General features: G+C 59.8%; 21 protein-coding genes and 1 pseudogene. 3 read left to right on the top strand and 19 right to left on the bottom strand.

Annotated features, from left to right (window positions below; all coding sequences use genetic code 11):
• Positions 1-25: 25 nt before the first annotated feature.
• The 11 genes from PSPTO_RS26660 to ubiE form a co-directional block, all read right to left on the bottom strand.
• The gene (locus PSPTO_RS26660) at positions 26-1969 is read right to left on the bottom strand and encodes a methyl-accepting chemotaxis protein (protein ID WP_011105343.1); all 1944 of its coding nucleotides are present in this window, start codon (positions 1967-1969) and stop codon (positions 26-28) included.
• A gap of 202 nt (positions 1970-2171) precedes the next feature.
• Positions 2172-4088 carry a HAMP domain-containing methyl-accepting chemotaxis protein gene (locus PSPTO_RS26655; protein ID WP_011105342.1) on the bottom strand — a complete coding sequence of 639 codons (1917 nt, stop codon included), beginning with the start codon at positions 4086-4088 and terminating at the stop codon, positions 2172-2174.
• A gap of 89 nt (positions 4089-4177) precedes the next feature.
• Complete coding sequence (locus PSPTO_RS26650; protein ID WP_011105341.1) at positions 4178-4885, bottom strand: 16S rRNA (uracil(1498)-N(3))-methyltransferase; 708 nt, start codon at positions 4883-4885, stop codon at positions 4178-4180.
• Positions 4882-5682 (bottom strand): twin-arginine translocase subunit TatC, encoded by an 801-nt coding sequence (tatC, locus tag PSPTO_RS26645; protein ID WP_005765541.1) that lies wholly within the window; start codon positions 5680-5682, stop codon positions 4882-4884. The genes PSPTO_RS26650 and tatC overlap by 4 nt, the downstream gene beginning before the upstream one ends.
• Entirely contained in the window at positions 5679-6140 is a 462-nt protein-coding gene (gene tatB / locus PSPTO_RS26640) for a Sec-independent protein translocase protein TatB (protein WP_005765539.1), read from the bottom strand. The genes tatC and tatB overlap by 4 nt, the downstream gene beginning before the upstream one ends.
• 4 nt (positions 6141-6144) lie before the next feature.
• Positions 6145-6420: a twin-arginine translocase TatA/TatE family subunit gene (locus PSPTO_RS26635; protein WP_003378893.1), complete on the bottom strand. Its 276-nt coding sequence runs from the start codon at positions 6418-6420 to the stop codon at positions 6145-6147.
• A gap of 44 nt (positions 6421-6464) precedes the next feature.
• The gene (locus PSPTO_RS26630; protein WP_011105340.1) at positions 6465-6797 is read right to left on the bottom strand and encodes a phosphoribosyl-ATP diphosphatase; all 333 of its coding nucleotides are present in this window, start codon (positions 6795-6797) and stop codon (positions 6465-6467) included.
• Positions 6798-6799: 2 nt separating this feature from the next.
• A complete protein-coding gene (hisI, locus tag PSPTO_RS26625; RefSeq protein WP_011105339.1) occupies positions 6800-7192 on the bottom strand; it encodes a phosphoribosyl-AMP cyclohydrolase in 393 nt (130 codons plus the stop codon).
• Between the two features lie 67 nt (positions 7193-7259).
• Complete coding sequence (gene ubiB, locus PSPTO_RS26620) at positions 7260-8879, bottom strand: ubiquinone biosynthesis regulatory protein kinase UbiB (protein ID WP_007245582.1); 1620 nt, start codon at positions 8877-8879, stop codon at positions 7260-7262.
• A complete protein-coding gene (locus tag PSPTO_RS26615; protein ID WP_011105338.1) occupies positions 8876-9499 on the bottom strand; it encodes a ubiquinone biosynthesis accessory factor UbiJ in 624 nt (207 codons plus the stop codon). Before PSPTO_RS26615 ends, ubiB begins: the two co-directional genes overlap by 4 nt.
• Positions 9499-10269 carry a bifunctional demethylmenaquinone methyltransferase/2-methoxy-6-polyprenyl-1,4-benzoquinol methylase UbiE gene (ubiE, locus tag PSPTO_RS26610; RefSeq protein WP_003378884.1) on the bottom strand — a complete coding sequence of 257 codons (771 nt, stop codon included), beginning with the start codon at positions 10267-10269 and terminating at the stop codon, positions 9499-9501. The genes PSPTO_RS26615 and ubiE overlap by 1 nt, the downstream gene beginning before the upstream one ends.
• A 144-nt stretch (positions 10270-10413) precedes the next feature.
• Between ubiE and PSPTO_RS26605 the strand changes: the two genes are divergently transcribed.
• From PSPTO_RS26605 to PSPTO_RS26595, 3 genes are all read left to right on the top strand, one after another.
• Entirely contained in the window at positions 10414-10692 is a 279-nt protein-coding gene (locus PSPTO_RS26605) for a polyhydroxyalkanoic acid system family protein (RefSeq protein ID WP_003378882.1), read from the top strand.
• Positions 10693-10795: 103 nt separating this feature from the next.
• Positions 10796-11242 carry a phasin family protein gene (locus PSPTO_RS26600; protein WP_005765531.1) on the top strand — a complete coding sequence of 149 codons (447 nt, stop codon included), beginning with the start codon at positions 10796-10798 and terminating at the stop codon, positions 11240-11242.
• Positions 11243-11279: 37 nt separating this feature from the next.
• Positions 11280-12053, top strand: coding sequence for a phasin family protein (locus PSPTO_RS26595; protein ID WP_011105337.1), 774 nt, complete (start codon positions 11280-11282; stop codon positions 12051-12053).
• 361 nt (positions 12054-12414) lie between these two features.
• Here the strand turns inward: PSPTO_RS26595 and PSPTO_RS26590 are convergent, their stop codons facing one another.
• The 8 genes and pseudogenes from PSPTO_RS26590 to PSPTO_RS26555 all read right to left on the bottom strand — a co-directional run bounded on the left by PSPTO_RS26590 (position 12415) and on the right by PSPTO_RS26555 (position 21064).
• Positions 12415-13029: a TetR/AcrR family transcriptional regulator gene (locus PSPTO_RS26590; protein WP_011105336.1), complete on the bottom strand. Its 615-nt coding sequence runs from the start codon at positions 13027-13029 to the stop codon at positions 12415-12417.
• Positions 13030-13076: 47 nt separating this feature from the next.
• Positions 13077-14768, bottom strand: coding sequence for a class II poly(R)-hydroxyalkanoic acid synthase (gene phaC / locus PSPTO_RS26585; protein ID WP_011105335.1), 1692 nt, complete (start codon positions 14766-14768; stop codon positions 13077-13079).
• A 150-nt stretch (positions 14769-14918) separates the two neighbouring features.
• On the bottom strand, positions 14919-15776 hold the full coding sequence (phaZ, locus tag PSPTO_RS26580; RefSeq protein WP_005739559.1) for a poly(3-hydroxyalkanoate) depolymerase: 858 nt from the start codon (positions 15774-15776) through the stop codon (positions 14919-14921).
• A gap of 53 nt (positions 15777-15829) precedes the next feature.
• Positions 15830-17509 (bottom strand): annotated as a pseudogene (gene phaC, locus PSPTO_RS26575) (class II poly(R)-hydroxyalkanoic acid synthase).
• A 308-nt stretch (positions 17510-17817) separates the two neighbouring features.
• A complete protein-coding gene (locus tag PSPTO_RS26570) occupies positions 17818-18189 on the bottom strand; it encodes a gamma-butyrobetaine hydroxylase-like domain-containing protein (RefSeq protein WP_046463876.1) in 372 nt (123 codons plus the stop codon).
• A gap of 91 nt (positions 18190-18280) precedes the next feature.
• Positions 18281-19618 carry an ATP-dependent protease ATPase subunit HslU gene (gene hslU, locus PSPTO_RS26565; protein ID WP_005765516.1) on the bottom strand — a complete coding sequence of 446 codons (1338 nt, stop codon included), beginning with the start codon at positions 19616-19618 and terminating at the stop codon, positions 18281-18283.
• Positions 19619-19683: 65 nt separating this feature from the next.
• Complete coding sequence (hslV, locus tag PSPTO_RS26560; RefSeq protein WP_003378861.1) at positions 19684-20214, bottom strand: ATP-dependent protease subunit HslV; 531 nt, start codon at positions 20212-20214, stop codon at positions 19684-19686.
• A 154-nt stretch (positions 20215-20368) separates the two neighbouring features.
• The gene (locus PSPTO_RS26555) at positions 20369-21064 is read right to left on the bottom strand and encodes an SPOR domain-containing protein (RefSeq protein ID WP_005621218.1); all 696 of its coding nucleotides are present in this window, start codon (positions 21062-21064) and stop codon (positions 20369-20371) included.

Here is a 21064-nt window from a genome sequence, read left to right as displayed (position 1 = left end):
TGGGAATCCTTGCATCGCAGATCCATCAACTCACCTTGAATTTCCCCACCAGCCCCTGCAAGTGTGTGCCCAATCGGGCCAGTTCGACGCTGGATGCTGCGGTTTGTTCGCTCGCTGCTGCAGTCTGTTCGGAGATGTCGCGCACGCTGATGACGTTGCGGTTGATCTGTTCGGCAACCACGCTTTGTTCCTCGCTGGCGGTGGCGATCTGTTCGTTCATGTGCTGGATGGTTGCAACCGTGCGGGTAATGTCCTCAAGTGCACTGCCCGCGCGACGGCTCAGTTCGACCGTGTTGTCGGTCAAGGTGCGGCTGTTGTCCAGCGTGGTCGCGACCTGCTGCGTGCCGCTTTGCAGCGCCGCAATCAACTCCTCGATTTCCTCAGTGGACTTCTGGGTTCGTTGCGCCAGGCTGCGTACCTCATCGGCGACCACCGCAAAGCCACGCCCGGCTTCGCCCGCGCGGGCTGCTTCAATCGCCGCATTCAGGGCCAGCAGGTTGGTCTGCTGCGAAACCGACTTGATTACATCAAGAACGCCGACGATCTTGCCGCTTTCCTGCTTGAGCTGATTCATGGACTGAGTGGAATTGACCATCTCGCGCGCCAGTTGCTCGATCTGAGTGATCGCCCGTCCGACCACTTCATCACCGCTGCGCGCCTGTTGGTCGGCCTGAACAGCCGCCTGGGATGCCTCCTGAGCACTGCGCGCCACTTCCTGCACTGTCGCGGCCATTTCATTCATGGCGGTGGCCACCAGATCCGTCTCGTCCTTCTGGCTGTTCACCCCTGAACAGGTCTGTTCAGTGACGGCTGAAAGCTGCTCGGCTGCGCTGGCGATCTGCGTGACGCCATCACTGATGCCGCCAATCAACTCGCGCAGGCTAAGCGTCATGGTCTGCATACTGCGCTGCAACTGACCCATCTCGTCACGACGCGCTACTGACATATCCCGGCTCAGGTCGCCTTGAGCGATGCGTGCTGCGGCAATCAGGGTTTGTTGCAGCGGAACGGTGATTTGTCGGGTCATGACCCAGGCCGCCAGCAACCCGATCAGTAATGCCAGGCTCGCCACACTGGCCAGCATCGTTCTGGAGTTTGCAGCTTCGCTGTCACGTTGCGCGGTTTGCAGAAGGGTCAGCGCGGCCACAGACTCAAGCAGCTTTTCACCCAGGCTTTCCATCGACTCCTGATCAGCCTCGGCTTTGGTCTGTATCTGTTTGAACTCGCTCAGGCTGTCCCGATAACCCTTCAGCGCCTCGGTCGCGGGTACCAGTCCTTGAAGCGGGTCGTCGGCCTGGGTCTGAGCGATCTGCTCGACTTCCTTGAGCGCTTCGTCGATAGCGGTAATGGCGGCCGTTTCATCCGCATCCTTGGTGGTGAAGGTGTAGGCCTGCACCTGATAACGCGCGACCTGGATCTGCTGCCTCAGTTGTGAAATGTTGGTGAATTCTTCCATGCGCTCGCTGCTGTCCTGCTCCTGGCTCACGCTCTTGAGCACTTCGGCTTCGACCTGCGCGACTGCCTGCAAAGCCTGCTCTGACCTTTGATCCAGGCGCTGGCGTATCTGGTTGCGGCTCTGTCGATTGCTGCGAATCTCGGCGAAGGATTTCTCCAGTTCGCTCACCGCCTGCAGTTGCCCGTTGAGCAAGGTGATGGTCGCCTGCTCCGTGCTCTGCCGGTGCAGCGATGTCAGGTGGGTTTTCATTTCGTCGAGCTTTTTGATGACTTGCGCTGTGGTCTCCGGGGTCTTTTCCACTCGGTCGGTGATTCTGTCAGCGCGCAGGTCTTTGGTCAGGCTGGTGAGCTGTGAGACGTCCGAAAGCGACTCGGAGCGGTCGATCATGGTGTAAAGACCATGCCAGCCGGTGAGTGTGATGATCAGGGTTAGTAATAGCACCAGGGCAAAACCCAGGGACAGTTTGAATCTGACGTTCATGTTGCCGAGCGCGTGATTGATCAGTCGGAACATTGGAATCTCCTGCAATGAGCGAACAAAAACAGGTCCTGTGTGAGTCAGGACGTGCGTTGTGAGCGCATCGGCATGGCGATCCATTGTGTGACCTGAGAAGGTCGTGGGAGATTTCCGAGAAGAAACGAGGGGTGACAGACGTCACATTCCACGCAGACAGTCGGGCCCGTGCTCGCAAAAAGCACGGGCCTGATGCGCTTGATCAGACGGTAAAGCGGCTTACCAGCAACTGCAGGTGATTGCCGAGTCTGGCCAGCTCGACGCTTGAGGCTGCCGTTTCTTCACTGGCCGCTGAGGTCTGTTCGGAAACATCGCGCACATTGATGATGCTGCGATTGATCTCTTCGGCGGTGGCGCTCTGTTGTTCGGCTGCGGCGGCAATCTGCTGATTCATCGACTGGATGGCCGAAACGGTTTTGGTGATGTTTTCCAGCGATCCACCGGCCCGACGGGTCAGCTCCACGCTGCTGGCGCTCAGCTCGCGGCTGCTGTCCATGACCGTCGCGGCTTGGTGAGTGCCGCTTTGCAGGCTGGCAATCAGCGCTTCGATTTCTTCGGTGGACTTCTGGGTGCGCTGCGCAAGGCTGCGCACCTCGTCGGCGACTACGGCGAACCCGCGACCCGCTTCACCGGCACGGGCTGCTTCAATGGCGGCGTTCAGGGCCAGCAGGTTGGTCTGTTGCGCGACCGACTTGATAACGTCCAGCACGCTGCCGATCTTCTCGCTTTCCTGTTTCAGGGCACCCATTGCTTCGCTGGAATTGCCCACCGCAGAGGCGAGGCGTTCGATCTGCGCGATGGCCTCCTTGACCACGCGTTCACCGTCACGGGCCTGCTGATCGGCGGCTACCGCAGCTTCAGAGGCTTCTTCGGCGTTGCGTGCCACTTCCTGAACCGTGGCGGTCATCTCATGCATGGCCGTGGCCACCTGATCGGTCTCGACCTTCTGGCTGTTGACCCCGGCACTGGTCTGCTCGGTGACTGCCGACAATTCCTCAGCAGCACTGGCAATCTGCGTCACGCCGTCACGGATACCGCCAACCAGCTCACGCAGGCTGACAGTCATGCGCTGGATGGTGCTTTGCAGCTTGCCCAGCTCATCCTTGCGATCGACCCGCAGGTTGCGACTCAGGTCGCCGGAGGCAACGCGCTCAACCACTTCAAGGGTTTCCTGTAGGGGCGTGGTGATCTGACGGGTGATTATCCAGGCTGCCAGAATGCTCATCACCAGCGCCAGCGCGGTGGCTACAGCGATCATCAGGACTGACTTGTCGCTGTCTGCGTTGCGGCTTTTGTTCTGCCTGGCGATCATTTCATTGCTGGTGGCCAGCATGGTGGTGCCCAGCGCTGTCATTTTCTCCAGCGCGGCCTGGCTGGCGGCTTGCGCGTCCCGATACTGGCCTACCGCAGCGCGGTAGCCTTTTAGGCCGACCACGGCCTGTTGCAGCAACGGCAGGTATTCGGAGGAAATGTCACCGGCCAGGGTGTTGATCCCGGTAACGGCTTCATCGATAGCCTGGTTGGCGTTCTTTTCAAAGTCCGGACGGCCGCTGTAGGTGTAACCACGAACCTGGAAGCGCGCCTGTTGAATCAGCTTGCTGACGCCAACGATGCCGTTGAAGGCGAGGATGTTATCTGCCTTGAGCAACTCCGCTTCCACCTTGTTGGCCTGATCCACCGCCTTGTCGGCGTTGTCGCCCATCTGACTGCGGCTGGCCTCGCGAACATCGATGGCTTTGGACATGTCCGCGAACGACTGGCGGTATTCACGAGCGGTCTGGATCTGACCATCAAGTGACTGGAGGTTTTCAGGTGAGCGCAGCAGGCTTCTCGCGTACGCAAGTGCTGCATCAAGTTGATCCAGGGTAGTTCTGACTTCTGCCGCGCTTTCTGCGTTGAACAGGTCTTCGTAACGGGAACGGTTGATGCGCAACTGAAGCGTCAACTCGTTGATCTCTGCAATCGCTGTGACACGGTCGCCACGATCAATAAGCGCCTGGTTGCTGAACCAGCCGGTGGCCGAGATCATCAGGGTCATTAGCATGACCAGGCCAAAGCCGACTGCCAATTTCAGGCTGACACTCGCGTTGGCGAGACGTTGAGATAACCCACGAGACATGACCACTCCTTAGCTGTCTGTTCTTTTACGAATGCACTTACATCGGCAGTGCAGCAACTAACTGAAGCGATTTAGTTTGCGTAAAAAGTCTAGAACAGACGAGCCAGAAGGGCTGTTACTGCCGTTTCGACGCGCAGGATGCGCTCGCCCAGCTGCACAGGCTGCAAACCGGATTGGCGCAACAGGTCGACTTCATACGGGATCCAGCCGCCTTCGGGGCCGATCGCCAGCGTGACAGGCTGGGTGACCGCGCGCGGGCAGGCAGGGAAGTCGCCAGGATGGCCGACCAGGCCAAGTGTGTCGGCAGCTATGTGCGGCAGGCGGTCTTCAACGAAAGGCTTGAAACGTTTCTCGATCACGATCTCGGGCAGTACACAGTCGCGCGCCTGTTCCAACCCCAGAATCAACTGCTCGCGAATGGCTTCGGGCTCCAGAAACGGTGTCTGCCAGAAGCTTTTTTCGACCCGGTAGCTGTTCAGCAGAATGACTTTCGGCACGCCCATGGTCGCAATGGTCTGAAACACCCGGAGCAGCATTTTGGGACGAGGCAGCGCCAGCAACAGGGTCAGCGGCAGCTTGGCCGGCGGCTCGGCAGTCAGCGAAACACGCAACTCGGCCTCGTGAGGCTCCAGACGCAGCAGTTCGGCACTGCCCAGCAAGCCGTTGACACGGCCCACGCGCAAGCTGTCGCCAACCTCTGCGCGATGCACCTCCTGCATGTGCTTGAGGCGCCGATCGCGCAGAACCACCCGGTCGGCCGCGATAAAGTCGGCCTCCTCAAGTAACAGCAGGTTCACGGTGTGGTGGCGGGCGGCTGATCCTGCTTGTCAGCGTCCTCGGTTTCATCGTCCGGGTGTTCGCCGCGCTTCCTGATCATCGAGCTGCACAGGATGCCCAGCTCGAACAGCAGCCACATCGGCACAGCCAGCAGCGTTTGCGAGAAGATGTCCGGCGGGGTCAGGATCATGCCGACCACGAAGCAGCCGATGATCACGTACGGACGAATCTTTTTCAGGTACTTGACGTCGACAATGCCGATCCAGACCAGCAACACCACCGCCACCGGGATCTCGAAGGCCACGCCGAAGGCGAAGAACAACGTCATCACGAAGTCCAGATAACTGGCGATGTCGGTCATCATCGACACGCCTTCCGGCGTCACGCTGGCGAAGAAGTGGAAGATGATCGGAAAGACCAGAAAGTAGGCGAACGCCATGCCTGCGTAAAACAGGATGATGCTGGAGACCAGCAACGGAATGGCCACACGCTTTTCATGCTTGTACAGGCCCGGGGCGATGAAGCCCCAGATCTGATGCAGGATGACCGGCATCGACAGAAACAGCGCGACCATCATGGTCAGCTTGAACGGCGTGATGAACGGCGAGGCCACGTCGGTGGCGATCATCGTTGCGCCTTCAGGCAGGTAGACGCGCAGCGGGGCCGACACCAGGGTGTAGATCTTCTGCGTGAAGTAAAACAGACCGGCAAAAATCAGAAACACTGCCGCGACACAGCGCAACAGACGTGTACGCAGCTCGGTGAGGTGCGAGATCAGCGGCATTTGCTGATCGTTTTCCGGGATATCAGCGCTCATGGGGCTCGCGGTGGCAATGACGAATCGTGGGCGGGAGGCGTCGGGACCGGCGTGCCGGCATCGGCTGGCTTCGCGGTTTTCTCCAGCGACAGTGCGGTTTTCGGTGCCGCAGGTTCCGCCGGGCCGAGGGAGTTGTGCCCGGTGTCGGTGGCGTCGGTCTGCACCGGTGCTGGCTGCGGGCTCACCGGCTCGTAAGCGGTTTCGGGGTGCTGATTCTGAGCGAACATTTTGCGCGCTTCGTCTTCCAGCGAAAGAATGTGCTCGTTGTGCAGCTGCCGACGAATTTCGTCGGCACCGATTTCACGTTCAACTTCCTGTTTGATCGCATTGAAGCTGCGCTTCAAGCGGCCGATCCATAAGCCTGCGGTGCGTGCGGCACCCGGCAGGCGCTCGGGACCCAGCACCAGCAAGGCAACCAGGCCGACAAGCAGCAGTTCAGAGAAGCTGATACCGAACATGGGCTTAAACCTGGTCTTTGCGGATCGGCTCGTCGACTTTGTGCGCTTGCGCGTCGATGGTGTGCGGCTGGTTCAGCGGCGAGCCCTGAGGCGCGGGCTGGGCCTGCTGAGGTTGAGGTGCAGGCTGCTCGGCGGGCTTGTCGTCATCGTGCATCGCTTTGCGAAAGCCCTTGATCGACTCACCGACGTCAGTGCCCAGGCCCTTGAGCTTTTTGGTCCCGAAAACCAGTACCACGACGATCAGGATGACGATCCAGTGTTTCCAGTCAAAAATACCCATGAAACAGTCCTCGTAAAAGATTTCAAGCTTGAAAGGGGAGAGCGCTATTCTGCCGTGCGAGCAGCTTTTTCGGTGTGACCGGACAAGCCGAAACGGCGGTCCAGTTCATCGAGCACCGCCTGCGGATGCTGACCTAACGCGGCGAGCATCACCATGCTGTGAAACCACAGGTCGGCGGTTTCATAGATCACATCGCTGCAATCACCGCTGACCGCTGCGTCCTTGGCGGCAATGATGGTCTCGATCGACTCTTCGCCGAGCTTTTCCAGAATCTTGTTCAAGCCCTTGTGGTACAGACTGGCGACGTAGGAGCTGTCGGCAGCTGCATCCTTGCGTGATTCCAGCACCTCGGCCAGGCGGGACAACGTATCAGTCATGTTCAATGGCCTGCAGGGTAAATAGCATCAGGATCTTTCAGAACCGGGTCTACGGTCTTCCAGCCTGACTGTTCATACACGCGGTAAAAGCAACTTTCGCGGCCGGTGTGGCATGCGATGCCGCCGATCTGCTCGACCATCAGGATAATAACGTCGGCGTCACAGTCCAGGCGCAGTTCGTGCAGCTTTTGCACATGACCTGATTCTTCACCTTTGCGCCAGAGTTTGCCACGCGAACGCGACCAATAGATTGCACGATTTTCGGAGGCCGTCAGGCTCAGGGCCTCGCGGTTCATCCAGGCCATCATCAGTACCCGGCCGGTCTTGCGGTCCTGAGCGATTGCAGGCACCAGACCGTCGCTGTTCCAGTGAATCTCGTCCAGCCAGTCTTTCATATCTACTCCGGCAGCCGGACTTCAGGCCCGGCGGATTGAACAGTGTGCCAGCGCCATACGCTGCTGGCTATCGGCGAACGATCAGATACAGCCCGGCGATCAGCATGATCGCCGCCGGCCATGCGGTCAGCGTCAGCAGCTGCGTGGCTGCCTCGCTCATCACCCAGCCCTGTATCGCACCGCCCACCAGCAAGGCCGCACCGATGAGCCGCAAGACCGGCTCGTCCTTGCGATCGTGCCAGGGGCGTGGCGGGTCCGAAGCATGCGGGCGGGACATGCGCTCCAGCAGGTCGCGGGTCATGCCGGCGATATGCGGTAGTTGCTCGACCTGGGATTGCAGGTTGCCCAGCAGGGTTTTCGGGCTGACCCGCTCACGCATCCAGCGCTCCAGATACGGCTGCGCGGTGCTCCACAGATCCAGCTCCGGGTACAGCTGACGACCCAGCCCTTCGATGTTGAGCAGGGTCTTTTGCAGCAGAACCAGTTGCGGCTGAACTTCCATATTGAAGCGGCGCGCGGTCTGGAACAGGCGCATCAGCACCTGACCAAAGGAAATATCCTTGAGCGGCTTCTCGAAGATCGGCTCGCAGACGGTACGGATGGCCGCTTCGAATTCATTGAGCTTGGTCTCGGCCGGCACCCAGCCCGAATCGATGTGCAACTGCGCAACCCGGCGATAATCGCGTTTGAAGAAGGCAAACAGGTTACGCGCCAGATAATCCTGGTCTTCCGGCGTAAGACTGCCGACGATGCCGCAGTCGATGGCGATGTATTTCGGCGCCCACGGATTGACCGTGCTGACGAAAATATTGCCGGGGTGCATGTCAGCATGGAAAAAGCTGTCGCGAAAGATCTGCGTGAAGAAGATCTCCACGCCGCGCTCGGCGAGCATCTTCATGTCGGTGCGCTGATCGGCCAGCCCGGCCATGTCAGTGACCTGCAGGCCGTAGATGCGCTCCATGACCAGTACTTTCGGACGGCACCAGTCCCAGTAGACTTGTGGCACGTAAAGCAGGTCGGAGCCTTCGAAGTTGCGGCGCAGCTGGCTGGAGTTGGCCGCTTCGCGCAGCAGGTCCAGCTCGTCGTAGATGGTTTTTTCGTAGTCCATCACCACCTGCACCGGGTGCAGCAGGCGCGCATCGGCGGAAACACGCTCGGCCATGCGGGCAAGGATGAACAGCCAGGCAAGGTCTTGGCCGATGATCGGTTTGAGCCCCGGGCGTACCACTTTCACCACGACTTCTTCGCCAGTCTTGAGGCACGCGGCATGCACTTGCGCCACCGACGCCGATGCCAATGGTGTTTCGTCAAACCGGCTGAACACATCGCAGATACGTGCGCCCAGTTGTTCTTCGATCAGCTTGATGGCCACTTGCTGGTCGAACGGCGGCACGCGGTCCTGCAGCAGCATCAGCTCGTCGGCGATGTCTTCGGGCAGCAGATCGCGGCGCGTGGACAGCAGTTGCCCGAACTTGATGAAAATCGGCCCCAGGTCTTGCAGTGCCAGACGAAAACGTACGCCACGGCTCAGCTCGGACTTGCGCCGTGGCAGCCAGCGCCAGGGCAGCACGAAACGCACCGCGAGCATCCACCACGGCAAGGGCAAAGCGAACAACAAGTCATCGAGGCGATAGCGAATAACGACACGTTGAATGCGAAACAGACGGCGGACGGCAAGCAGCTTCATGCGTTATCGCTGGTATTGAGAAAGTGGGCAAGGCGGGCAAAACGCGCCTCGAGACGGTCCAGATCGAGTTTGATCCGGTCGAGTTCGGCGAAGCGTGCCTCGGCTTCGTGATTGCCCACCAGCGTACGCGATTCTTCGCTGAGGTAGTCGGCAACGTTCTGGCTGAGGCTGGTGAAGCTTTCCCGCGTCCAGCGCCCGCTGCTGCGCACGCGGCTGCTGAATAGCTGGCTTGCCACAGGGCCGACCCAATTGGACAGTTCGTGCTCCCAGTCCAGTTCGAGGTCCTGAAGAATGCCGGTCAGTTCCAGCAGTACGCCGCTGTCACCCTCAAGTTCGACGTCCGGGCCATGCAGCACGGCGGTCTTGTCCTTGCTCAGGGCCAGACGCAACAGGCTGGAAGCCGGTGCACGCAGGGTGCAGTCGGCATCGGCGGCCCAGTCAGCGGCCAGCAACAGGCCTTCGTCACTGGGCAGAATGAAGATTTTCAGGGACGGGTCGCGGCAATCGACGGCAATGACATGGCCGGACAGACGCGCCAGGCGCGGCAACGCTGTGCTGTCCAGGCGCAACACCCGATTGATACCGTGCTCGATGCTGGCGAGCAGCCCCCGAAGCAACATCAGGGTTTGATACCGCGGTGCAGGGCGACGACACCCGCCGTCATGTTGTGATAGGTCACGCGGTCGAAACCGGCGTCGACCATCATCGACTTGAGGGTTTCCTGATTGGGGTGCATGCGGATAGATTCGGCCAGATAGCGGTAGCTTTCCGAATCATTGGTGACCAGTTTGCCCATCAGCGGCATGAACGCGAACGAGTAAGCATCGTAAGCCTTGGACATGAGCTTGTTGGTCGGCTTGGAGAACTCCAGCACCAGCAAGCGGCCACCCGGCTTGAGCACGCGCAGCATGGAGCGCAGAGCGTCTTCCTTGTGCGTCACGTTGCGCAGGCCGAAAGCGATGGTCACGCAGTCGAAATGGTTGTCTGGAAACGGCAGTTTTTCGGCGTCGGCCTGGACAAACTCGACGTTGCCCGACACACCGAGGTCCAGCAGGCGGTCGCGACCGACCTTGAGCATGGAGGCGTTGATGTCAGCCAGAACCACTTGCCCGGTCGGGCCGACCAGGTTCGAGAATTTGCGGGTCAGATCACCTGTGCCGCCAGCGATGTCGAGCACGCGGTTGCCGGTGCGCACGCCGGACAGCTCAATGGCGAAACGCTTCCACAGGCGGTGCATGCCACCGGACAGCAAGTCGTTCATGAGGTCGTACTTGGCCGCGACCGAATGGAAAACCTCAGCGACTTTTTCTGCCTTCTGGCTTTCCGGTACATTTTTGTAACCGAAGTGAGTCGTAGGTTCGGCATCGCTGCCTTTGCGCTGATCGTTCATATCGCTTCACCGGAATAGAGTGCGGGTCATTCTAATCGCCAAGGCCGGCTTTGTCTTGACAAGGCTCATCAGCAACGCTTTCTTGGATGCGGGCGGGTGTATATAGTTGCGCCGCATTTCATCTGACGATCAAGGAACGCTCCAATGGCCAAGATAACCGTTGAACGCCCGCACGCCCTGGGCCGGGAAAAGGCTCGCGAGAAAGCCGAACAGCTGGTTCAGAAGCTGTCCGACAAGTATGGCCTGGCTCACGAGTGGTCTGGCGATACCGTGAAACTGGAAGGCAATGGCGCCAAGGGCAAGGTCGAGGTCGAAGAGGCGCTGATCCGCATCAATATCGAGCTCAACTTCATCCTGTCGACCATGAGCGGCTCGATCAAGACCGAAGTCGAGCGTGTGCTGGACAAGGCGCTGGCTGCCTGAGGCCTGGTATTTAGCCTAGGGTGAGCTTTCTAATTTTTCTCCGTAACGTTGTGCTTATGCCCATCAGGGGCGGTTCCTTCAACTTTCGAGCATGAGGTGCACCATGGCCAGAGCGAACACGAAGAAAAAAATCGAAGACGAGCAAGCCTCCACGCTTTCCGACGTCAGGCTGTATGCCCGCAAGATCTGGCTGGCCGGTCTGGGTGCCTATTCCCGTGTCAACGAGGAAGGCACCCAGTACGTCAAGGCGCTGATCAGAACTGGCGAGCAGACCGAAAAGGAAGTGCTCAAGACGGTCGATGAAACACGTGTGGCCGCCAACAGCGAAATCGAATCGATCAAGGGTGAGGTGTCGGGCGTCAAGGGGCGTGTCGATGCGCAATTAGGCAGAATCGAGGGTGCTTTCGACCGTCGCGTCGCAAAGGCCTTGAACCGTATTGGAATCCCGTCTAAACATGATGTTGACACGCTCTCTGCCAAGCTCGACGAGCTGACGGCATTGCTTGAACGTGTCGTGCCTAAAAAGCTCGAGCGCTCAGAGTCGAAATGACTTGAACGTTCAGGGTCTGGACAATAAGGAGAGCAGGATGGCTGGCAAGAAGAAAATCGATAAAGATGGCAGCTCGTGGATCGGTGAGGTCGAGAAGTACTCGCGCCAGATCTGGCTCGCGGGTCTTGGGGCTTATTCCAAGATCAGCAACGACGGCAGCAAGCTTTTCGAGACACTGGTAAAAGACGGTGAGAAAGCCGAGAAGCAGACCAAGGTCGAGGCGCAGAAACAGCTCGATGAGGTCAAGGACACGGCCAAGACGGCCAAGTCCCGTGTCGGCGACGTGAAAGACCTCGCGGTCGGCAAATGGAATGAGCTGGAAGGTGCTTTTGACAAGCGTCTGAACAGCGCCATTTCGCGTCTGGGCGTACCGAGCCGCAACGAAGTTCAGTCGCTGCACAGCAAGGTCGACCAGTTGACCCGGCAGATCGAACAACTGACTGGCGAGAAAGCCAAACCAGTGGCGTCGCGAGCTGCGCCGGCCAAGCCTGCACCGAAGACTACGGCCAAACCGCTGGTCAAGGCCGCTGCCAAAACCGTTGCGAAAACTGCTGACAAAGCAGCAGCCAAAACCGCTGCGGCCAAGCCTGCAGTCAAGAAAGCTGCGGCCAAACCGGTCGATGCGGCCAACAAGGCCGCGACTGCCACCGCCAGCAAAGCCAAGGCCGTCGCCAAACCTGCTGCAGCGAAAAAGCCTGCGGCCAGAAAACCGGCTGCCAAGCCCGCTGCGTCGTCGCCTGCGGCAAACAGTTCGACGCCTGCGGCAACCGCCCCGGCCGCTACACCGGAAACACCCGCCAGCCAGTCCTGATAACCGGCTGCAACATCGAAGCCCGGCCTGTCAAACAGGCCGGGCTTTTTTAATACCCCGAATACCTGCCATGCCAAAGCTTCTGGCCGAAGGCCGCAGGGAGCGAACTTGTTCGCGAAGAGGGTGGTTCAGACGATGCATCTTCGGGGAATGTGCCGGCCCTTTCGCGAACAAGTTCGCTCCCACAGGGGGTGGGCGTTCAGCCTGCTAATTCAGTTTTAGACCAATTTTCAACTATCGTGCCAGCACCGCTATCGTGCGACGCTCAGCGTCGGCATGCCGTTCTGGACGCTCTGCGTCCGCTCTTGAGCATGCGGCGCGGCGCGAGGTGCGTCAGGGAGAACGCTTCTCGCGCCCATGTTCACCCACCCAGGTACTCCATCGCCAACTGTTCTGCCGCCTCTCTTGAGGTGGGCAACAGGTGTGGAATGACAAGCATCATGATCTGGTAAACCACCACCCGCACATTGCCCTCGCGTCCGAGGATGCGTTGGTAGTCCAGTGAAAACAGCAGGTTCATGGTGATCTGCTCCACCAGTTGCCCCAATGCCTGGGTTTCGCTGACCAGTTGCCCGCGGGCCTTGAGGCGGGCCAGCAATGAGGCCAGGGTCTTTTTGATCGAGTTGAGCAGGTTGCGAATACCGCGGGCCAGTTTAGGCAGTCGTCCGGCGAGGTTGGACAGGTCCTGAAACAAAAAGCGATAGTGCGACAGCCGCTCGACAATCAGGTGCAGAAACATCCAGTAGTCTTCAGGCTCAAGCCTGGCGTCCGAGGGCGGATCGAGCAGCGGCGCCAGTTCTGTCTGAAAACGCTCGAACAGGCCCAGAATCAAAGGCTCCTTGCCATGAAAGTGGTAATACAGATTGCCGGGGCTGATGCCCATTTCATTGGCAATTTCCAGTGTGGAGACGTTCGGCTCGCCCTGCTGATTGAACAGCGTCAGCGCGCATTCAAGGATACGGTCGCGGGTTTTCATCCAGTCTTCTTGTTCAAAATTCAGAGTCTCGGGCTGGCCTGACCGGGTCAGCGCACATGCACATAGGTCCCCGGCGCGGCCTCCATCGGCGGGTAGTCGGCGTTGCCCAGCTCCCTCCGGGTTTCACGTTCGGCACCGCAATGTTCCTGAACCCATTTCAGCCAGTTCGGCCACCAGCTGCCGTCGTGGTGCTGCGCGTCGTAGTACCAGGCACGCGGATCGCTGCTCAGCCTGTCGTTCTCGACATAGCTGGCTTTGGGGTTGCCTGGCGGGTTGAGAATGCTCTGCACATGGCCGCTGTTGGCCAGCACGAAACGCCGGTCGCCGCCCAGCAGCAGGGTCGAGCGGTACACCGAGTCCCATGGCGTGATGTGATCGTTGATGCCGGCGACGCTGAAGCTGTCGACCGTGACTTTCTGCAGGTCGATTGGCGTACCGCAGACTTCCAGCCCACCGGCATGACTGAGCGGGTTGTGCTTGAAGAAGTCCAGCAGGTCACCGTGCAACGCGGCGGGGAGGCGCGTGGTGTCGTTGTTCCAGTACAGAATGTCGAACGGCGGCGGCGATTTGCCCAGCAGGTAATTGTTGATCCAGTACGTCCAGATCAGGTCATTGGGGCGCATCCAGGAAAACACCCGGCTCATCTCGCTGCCTTCCAGTACGCCTCGCTGGTAGGAGCGGCGCTTGGCGGCTTCCAGTGCCTGCTCATCAATGAACAGCGTGGCAGGGCTATCGATCTGGCTGTCCAGCAGGCTGACCATGTAGGTCGCGCTGGCAACACGGCGTGTCTGGCGTTTGACCTGCAAGTGGCCCAACAGCGCGGCGATGGTCAGACCGCCTGCGCAAGCGCCCACCAGATTGACCTCACGCGCGCCGCTGATCGCCCGGCAGATATTCATCGCCTGCTCGGCCGCCTCGACATAACTGGACAGCCCCCATTCGCGATGACGGATATCCGGGTTGCGCCAACTGATGATGAACGTCGACAGACCGTTCTTGAGGGCGTATTGCACAAAGCTGTTGGCCGGGCTGAGGTCGAAAATGTAGTACTTGTTGATCTGCGGCGGCACGATCAGCACCGGTCGGCTGAACTGCTTTTCGCTCATCGGCCGGTACTGGATCAATTCGAACATTTCGTTACGGAACACCACCGCGCCGGGTGTGGCCGCCACGGTCCGTCCTACCTCGAAAGCGTCCTTGGTGGTCTGGCTGGGCAGGCCGTTGTTGTGCAACAGGTCATCGGCCATGTGGCTCAGGCCTTTGAGCAGGCTGGCCCCGCCGGAGTTGAACAGCTCTTTGATGGCTTGCGGGTTGAGCAAGGTATTGGACGGGGCCAGCGCGTCGTTGATCAGCGTGAACAGAAAATGCGCGCGGGCCCGGTCCTCTGTGGACAGGTCGCAGTCATCGATCCACTGCCTGACTTGATGCTGGCAACTGAGATAAACCTGCAGCCCCCGGCGATAAAGCGGGTTCAGGCTCCAGGTCGGGTCGGCGAAGCGGCTGTCCTTTGGGTTGTGCGGATAAAGGGTTTCGCCCAGCAGCACCACGCGCCCCAGCTGGCTGCCCAGTGCCAGAGCGTGGCGGGCGCTGCGAATCGGATGCCGCCAGCCTTGCGCAGCCACATTACGCAGGGTCGAAAGCAGGTCTCGTCCGCGCACGCCGGCTATGGCGCTTTGCGCGTTGATAAAGTTCGCAGGCGCGGGCGCGATCGCGGCAGCTTTCGCTGGTTTTTCTTGCATGAGGGCAACACTCCGTCGTCAGGCAACTCATGGGTTGGCGCGAGCCCTTCTGTTGCGAAGGGCTTGCGTCGTTTTGCGCGCTCAAAAGCTCCTATGTAGTGCGCAATGGTTGAAACTGTTTTGTTCGGCGTCGCGGGCCTGCTGGCGCTGTCAGCGCGTTCGGGTTGGCGTGGGCTGCGGGTGCATGACCGCGCGTTGTCGTTCCTGCTGCAGAAACCCCATGATGATCGGCGCGACGGCTTCGGCGCGGGTAATCAGAAACAAATGCCCGTCATCGATTATGTGTAGCTGGGCATTGGGTATTCGCCAGGCCAGCAGGCGCATATTGACCAGCGGGATCAGCGGATCGTCATCGCCGGCCAGCACCAGCGTTGGCTGGTGAATCTTGTGCAGCCAGTGAATGCTGGTCCAGCCCATGCCGGCAAACAGCTGCCAGTAATAGCCCAGCTTGCCGGACGAGCGCACTTTGGCAGCGTGATTGGCTGCCAGATTGTGGTCGCGCCGAAACGCCCCACCGTAAATTTCCGGCGCGATGCGAATCACATGGGACGGTTGAATATAGCGGCGCGGGCTGGCCATCAACCACAGCACCCGTGGCTTGCCCGGCACCATCGCCATGCCCGCTGATGTAGCCGCCAGCACCAGTTTCTTGCAGCGCTCCGGGTAGTCATGGGCAAACTGCTGCGCCAGCGCACCGCCCCAGGAAACGCCGATGGCATTGACCTGCCCGTAGTTCAGGTAATCGAGCATGCGCGCCGCGAGTTTGGCCAGCCCCGGAAAGCGATAGGGACGTTTGGGTGTCGACGACCCACCGACTCCCGGCACGTCGAAGGCGATGACTTCCAAGTCCGGGTCCAGCGCCTCGACAAACGGAAACACCAGCTCCAGGTTGGCGCCGATGCCGTTGAATATCAGCAGCGGCGTCAGGTGACTCTTGCCTGGGCGCACGGCGGTACGAATGGTGTGTCCGTTCAGGTCAATGGAGCGAAAAACAAACGGTTGCGGCATGCGCGAAGCCCTGTTGATTGAACCGCCGGGGGATTTCTCCGGACTGAGCGAGCCTAGCGTTCGTGAACGTAAGTCCCGGGCGCTGCCTCGGCTGATGGATAGGCTTTGTTGCCGAGCGCGGCCGGTGCCTTTTTCAACTTGCCCGAGCGGCTGGTCTGCCATTCCTGCCAGTGTAGCCACCAGGAATCGGTGTGCTTGGTGCCGTTTTCCTGCCAGACGGCCGGGTCCGCAGGCAGTTCATCGTGCGTCATGTAACGCGACTTGGGGTTGCCCGGCGGGTTGAGAATGCTCTGGATGTGGCCGCTGCTGGAAAGCACGAACTCGGTCTTGCCGCCAAACAGCCGCGCCTACTTGTAGCAGGAGGCCCACGGCGTGATGTGGTCGTTGGTGCCGGCCAGGCAGAACACATCGGCCGTCACCTGCTTGAGGTCGATCGGCGTGCCGCAGACTTCCAGCGCGTTGGGGCGGATCAGCGGATTGTTCTTGAACATCTCGATCAGATCGCCATGAAAAGCGGCGGGCAGGCGCGTGGTGTCGTTGTTCCAGAACAGAATGTCGAAGACCGGCGGCTCGTTGCCGAGCAGGTAATTGTTGACCCAGTAATTCCAGATCAGGTCGTTGGGGCGCATCCAGGCGAACACTTTGGCCATGTCGCGGCCTTCCAGCACGCCTGCCTGATAGGAGTGGCGCTTTGCGGTTTCGAGCGTCTGCTCGTCGACGAACAGCGCGACTTCGTTGTCCAGCGTGGTATCCAGAACGCTGACCAGCAGGGTCATGGCGTTGACTTTCTTTTCGCCCAGCGCCGCGTAATGCCCCAGCAGCGCGGTACAGGTGATCCCGCCCGAGCAGGCCCCGAGCATATTGATGTCTTTGCTGCCGGTGATCGCCAGCACCACATCGACGGCTTCCTTGAGCGCTTCGATGTAGGTCGACAGGCCCCATTCGCGCTGGGCCTTGGTCGGGTTGCGCCAACTGATGATGAAGGTCTGCACGTTACTGCGCAGGCAGAAGCGCGCGAGGCTTTTTTCCGGGCTCAGGTCGAAGACATAGAATTTGTTGATCTGCGGCGGGATCACCAGCAAGGGGCGCTCGTGAACCTGCTCGGTGATCGGCTTGTACTGGATCAGCTCCAGCACATCGTTGCGAAACACCACGGCACCTTCGCTGGTGGCCAGGTTCTTGCCGACCTCGAAAGCATCCATGTTGACCTGGCTCGGCATACCGCCGTTGTTTACCAGATCCTTGGCCAGGTGTGACAAACCATCGAGCAGGCTTTTGCCGCCGGTCTCGAAGAAGCGCTTAACGGCTGCCGGATTGGCGGCGGAGTTGGTGGGCGACATGGCTTCGGTCATCAGATTGATCACAAAGTGAGCACGGCTGATGTCTTGGGGGGTGAGGTTGCTGCCGCCGATCCACTCGTGCAGTTCTTTGCGCCAGGCCAGGTAGGTCTGCAGGTAGCGGCGGTAAAGCGGGTTCTGGCTCCAGGCCGGATCAGCGAAGCGTCGGTCCTCAGGCGGCGGCTGCAAGGCGGACTTGCCGAACATCACGTTTCTGAGTTCGACGCCCAGGTGCGCGACGTGCTTGATGCTGTGAATCGGTTGCTTGAACGCTTGGCGCAGTACGAGGCGTGCGGTGCTCAGCAAGTCCTTGCGGCGCAGGCCTACTACCGGGTTCAGGCCTAGCGTGTGCTCAGAGGCCTGGCGCTGCAGTTCATCATCTTTCGGGTTACTCATCTACGACGCTCCATTGTCCTGAGACGAACACTGACATTCCTTGCCTGTGAACAGTGATACAGGCTGATAGCCAGTTCTACTGTCAATTTGCTGTGTGACTTTCTTCTGGACGATCCGACGCAGGAAACTTGCCAAAGTGACTGGTTACCCGAGATTTAAAAAAATCGCAAGCAGCGTCAGTCATCGACCGCTGCGCGGAACATTGAAACAAATTTGATTAGAACGCGCTTTCTAAAACGGCAAGCGGCAGGCCAGAGCGGCGGTGCTTGACTATGAAGGGGGGGGGCGGGCAGGTGGGCCTGGAGGGGTCAGAGCATCAGCTTGATGACTTGCTCGGAAGGGTCGCGGGATTTGCCGGCTTTTTTCAACTCCTGCAAATAATCTTCCCACAGCGCCGCCTGGCGTGTGGCCAGTTGGTACAGGTAGTCCCAAGTGAACAGTCCTGAGTCATGACCATCGTCGAAGGTCAGTTTCAGTGCGTATTGCCCCGCAGGTTCAACCTTGCTCAGGCCGACGCCCAGCTTGCCGAACTGCAGGATTGGCCGGCCATGCCCCTGAACTTCAGCAGACGGCGAATGCACGCGCAGAAACTCGGCAGGGAGGTGATATTCCTCATTCGCCGCGTATTTCAGCGTCAGGGTTTTAGAGGCTTTGTGCAGATGGATAGCAGTGGGGAGCATTAAGAGCAGCCTCAAGTTTTAAGCTACAAGCTACAAGCAGAAGCAAAAAAGCTGCAGGAGTGAACGACCTCTTGCAGCTTGTAGCTCGCGTTTAAAGAATATAGCGCGACAGGTCTTCGTTTTCCGCCAGATCGCCAAGATGGCTGTTGACGTAGTCGGCATCGATTTCGATAGGCGCTGCGTCCGGGCTGATCGCCAGGTCGCCTGCGCTGAACGAAACTTCTTCCAGCAGACGCTCAAGCAGCGTGTGCAGGCGTCGGGCGCCGATGTTCTCGGTCTTCTCGTTGACCTGCCAGGCAATCTCGGCCAGACGTTTGATGCCATCGGGCTTGAATTCGATTTTCAGGCCTTCGGTCTTGAGCAGTTCGCGGTATTGCTCGGTCAGCGAAGCGTGTGGCTCGGTGAGGATGCGCTCGAAGTCCTGTGGCGACAGCGCTTTGAGCTCAACACGGATGGGCAGGCGGCCTTGCAGCTCGGGTACCAGATCACTCGGCTTGCTCAGGTGGAACGCACCCGAGGCGATGAACAGGATGTGGTCGGTCTTGACCATGCCCAGCTTGGTGTTCACCGTGCAGCCCTCGATCAGCGGCAGCAGGTCGCGCTGCACGCCTTCACGGGACACATCGACGCCGCCCGAGTTACCACGCTTGGCTACTTTGTCGATTTCGTCGATGAACACGATGCCGTGTTGCTCGACCGCTTCCAGCGCCTTGACCTTCAACTCTTCGTCGTTGACCAGACGCCCGGCTTCTTCTTCGCGCACCAGCTTGAGTGCTTCCTTGACCTTGAGCTTGCGGCTCTTGGTCTTGCCTTTGCCCATGTTGGCAAACAGGCTCTGCAGCTGATTAGTCATTTCTTCCATGCCGGGCGGCGCGGAAATGTCGACACCAACGGCTTCGTTGATCTCGATTTCAATTTCCTTGTCGTCCAGCTGGCCTTCACGCAGGCGCTTGCGGAACAGCTGACGGGTGTTGGAATCGTTACTTTGCGCCGGGTCTTCGTTGAAACCGACGCGGGCAGGCGGCAGCAGGGCGTCGAGGATGCGGTCTTCAGCAGCGTCTTCGGCGCGGTGGCGTACCTTGACGATTTCCTGTTCACGCAGCAGCTTGATGGCAGCATCGGCCAGATCACGGATGATCGACTCGACATCACGGCCTACATAGCCCACTTCGGTGAATTTGGTCGCTTCGACCTTGATGAACGGCGCATTGGCGAGCTTGGCCAGGCGCCGGGCGATTTCGGTCTTGCCGACACCGGTCGGGCCGATCATCAGGATGTTCTTGGGCGTCACTTCAACACGCAGTTCTTCGGGCAACTGCATGCGCCGCCAGCGGTTGCGCAGGGCAATGGCAACGGCGCGCTTGGCATCGTCCTGGCCGATGATATGGCGGTTGAGTTCGTGGACGATTTCGCGGGGAGTCATGGACATGGTTATTCACGGCCCTCTGGCGCGATCAAGCCAATGGGGCCGCAGCATGTGCGGCCCGCAAGGGCTTAATCGGCGAGGTCCTGCTCCTCAATGGTGATGTTGTGGTTGGTGAACACGCAGATATCGCCAGCGATGTGCAAAGAGGTCTCGGCGATTTCGCGTGCTGAAAGATCAGTCTTGAGCAACAGGGCGCGGGCAGCGGCCTGAGCGAATGCGCCGCCGGAACCCATCGCGATCAGGCCATCTTCGGGCTCTACCACGTCGCCGTTGCCGGTGATGATCAAGGAGGCGTCCTTGTTGGCAACTGCCAGCATGGCCTCAAGCCGGCTCAGCGAGCGGTCGGTACGCCAGTCCTTGGCCAGCTCGACGGCTGCGCGAACCAGATGCCCCTGGTGTTTTTCCAGTTGGGCTTCAAAACGCTCGAACAGCGTGAAGGCATCGGCGGTCGCGCCAGCAAATCCGGCGATCACTTCACCGTGATACAGGCGGCGCACCTTCTTGGCGTTGCCTTTCATGACGGTGTTGCCCAGGGAAACCTGGCCGTCGCCGGCCATGACGACTTTACCGTGGCGGCGCACTGAAACGATGGTGGTCAAGGGAGAGTCTCCACACTGCGGGGCGAAAATGCCCTGATGCAAACTCATATGGGGGTGTGGGTGAGTATTTCAACCTTGGGGGTGAACAGCGGGGTCGAGATGACCCTCGTACCAGCGCGTAGCATGGGCACGAGGTCGTCTCAAGGGTTACGTATTACCGGCTCTGGCGCTGTTGCAACAACAGGTTACTAAAACCGCCGCCTGCCAGTTGTTTCTGGGCGGTGGTCAGTTGTTCGCGGTTGCTGAACGGGCCGACCAATACGCGGTACCAGGTTTCATCCTTCACCGTGCCGGACTCCACTGTCGAAGTCTGGCCCAGCAGGATGATTTGCGCGCGGACTTTCTCGGCGTCAGCCTGTTTGCGGAACGAGCCCGCCTGCAGGAAGAACGTCGTGACCGCCGCTGGCTTGGTAGTGGCGACGGGCGGAGCCGGTGGCGGCGTCAGGCCGCTGAGGGCTGCCTGGGCGCGTGCCGTGTCGATCTTGGCAGCCTGTTCGGGCGAAACCGGGGCGGTCGGTGCCACAGGCGGCGGCGTCTTCTCCGGGACCGCTTCGTTGGGCACGATCACTTCCGATTCCGGCAGCAGCGTGTAGAAGTCGTACTTCGGCTTGACCGGCGCAGTGGGGCTCGGTGGCGTCTTGTTCGCTTCGGCGATCTTCGCGGCCTTGGCGTCCGCCTTGACCCGCTTGACGTCTTCGCCGCCCGGTTCGAGCTTCATCAGAAAGACCACGAATGCGCCCACGGTCAAGCCAATCGCCAGCCACAACCATCCTGGAATCGGCTTCTTCGCGGGTGCCTGATAACGGCTGGCGCCCCGCTTGGGTGCCGGTTTTTTCTTCGCAACTGCCAA

The organism is Pseudomonas syringae pv. tomato str. DC3000 (assembly GCF_000007805.1).
Taxonomy (GTDB): Bacteria; Pseudomonadota; Gammaproteobacteria; order Pseudomonadales; family Pseudomonadaceae; genus Aquipseudomonas; species Aquipseudomonas avellanae.
This window is presented reverse-complemented; position numbering and strand designations above follow the sequence as displayed.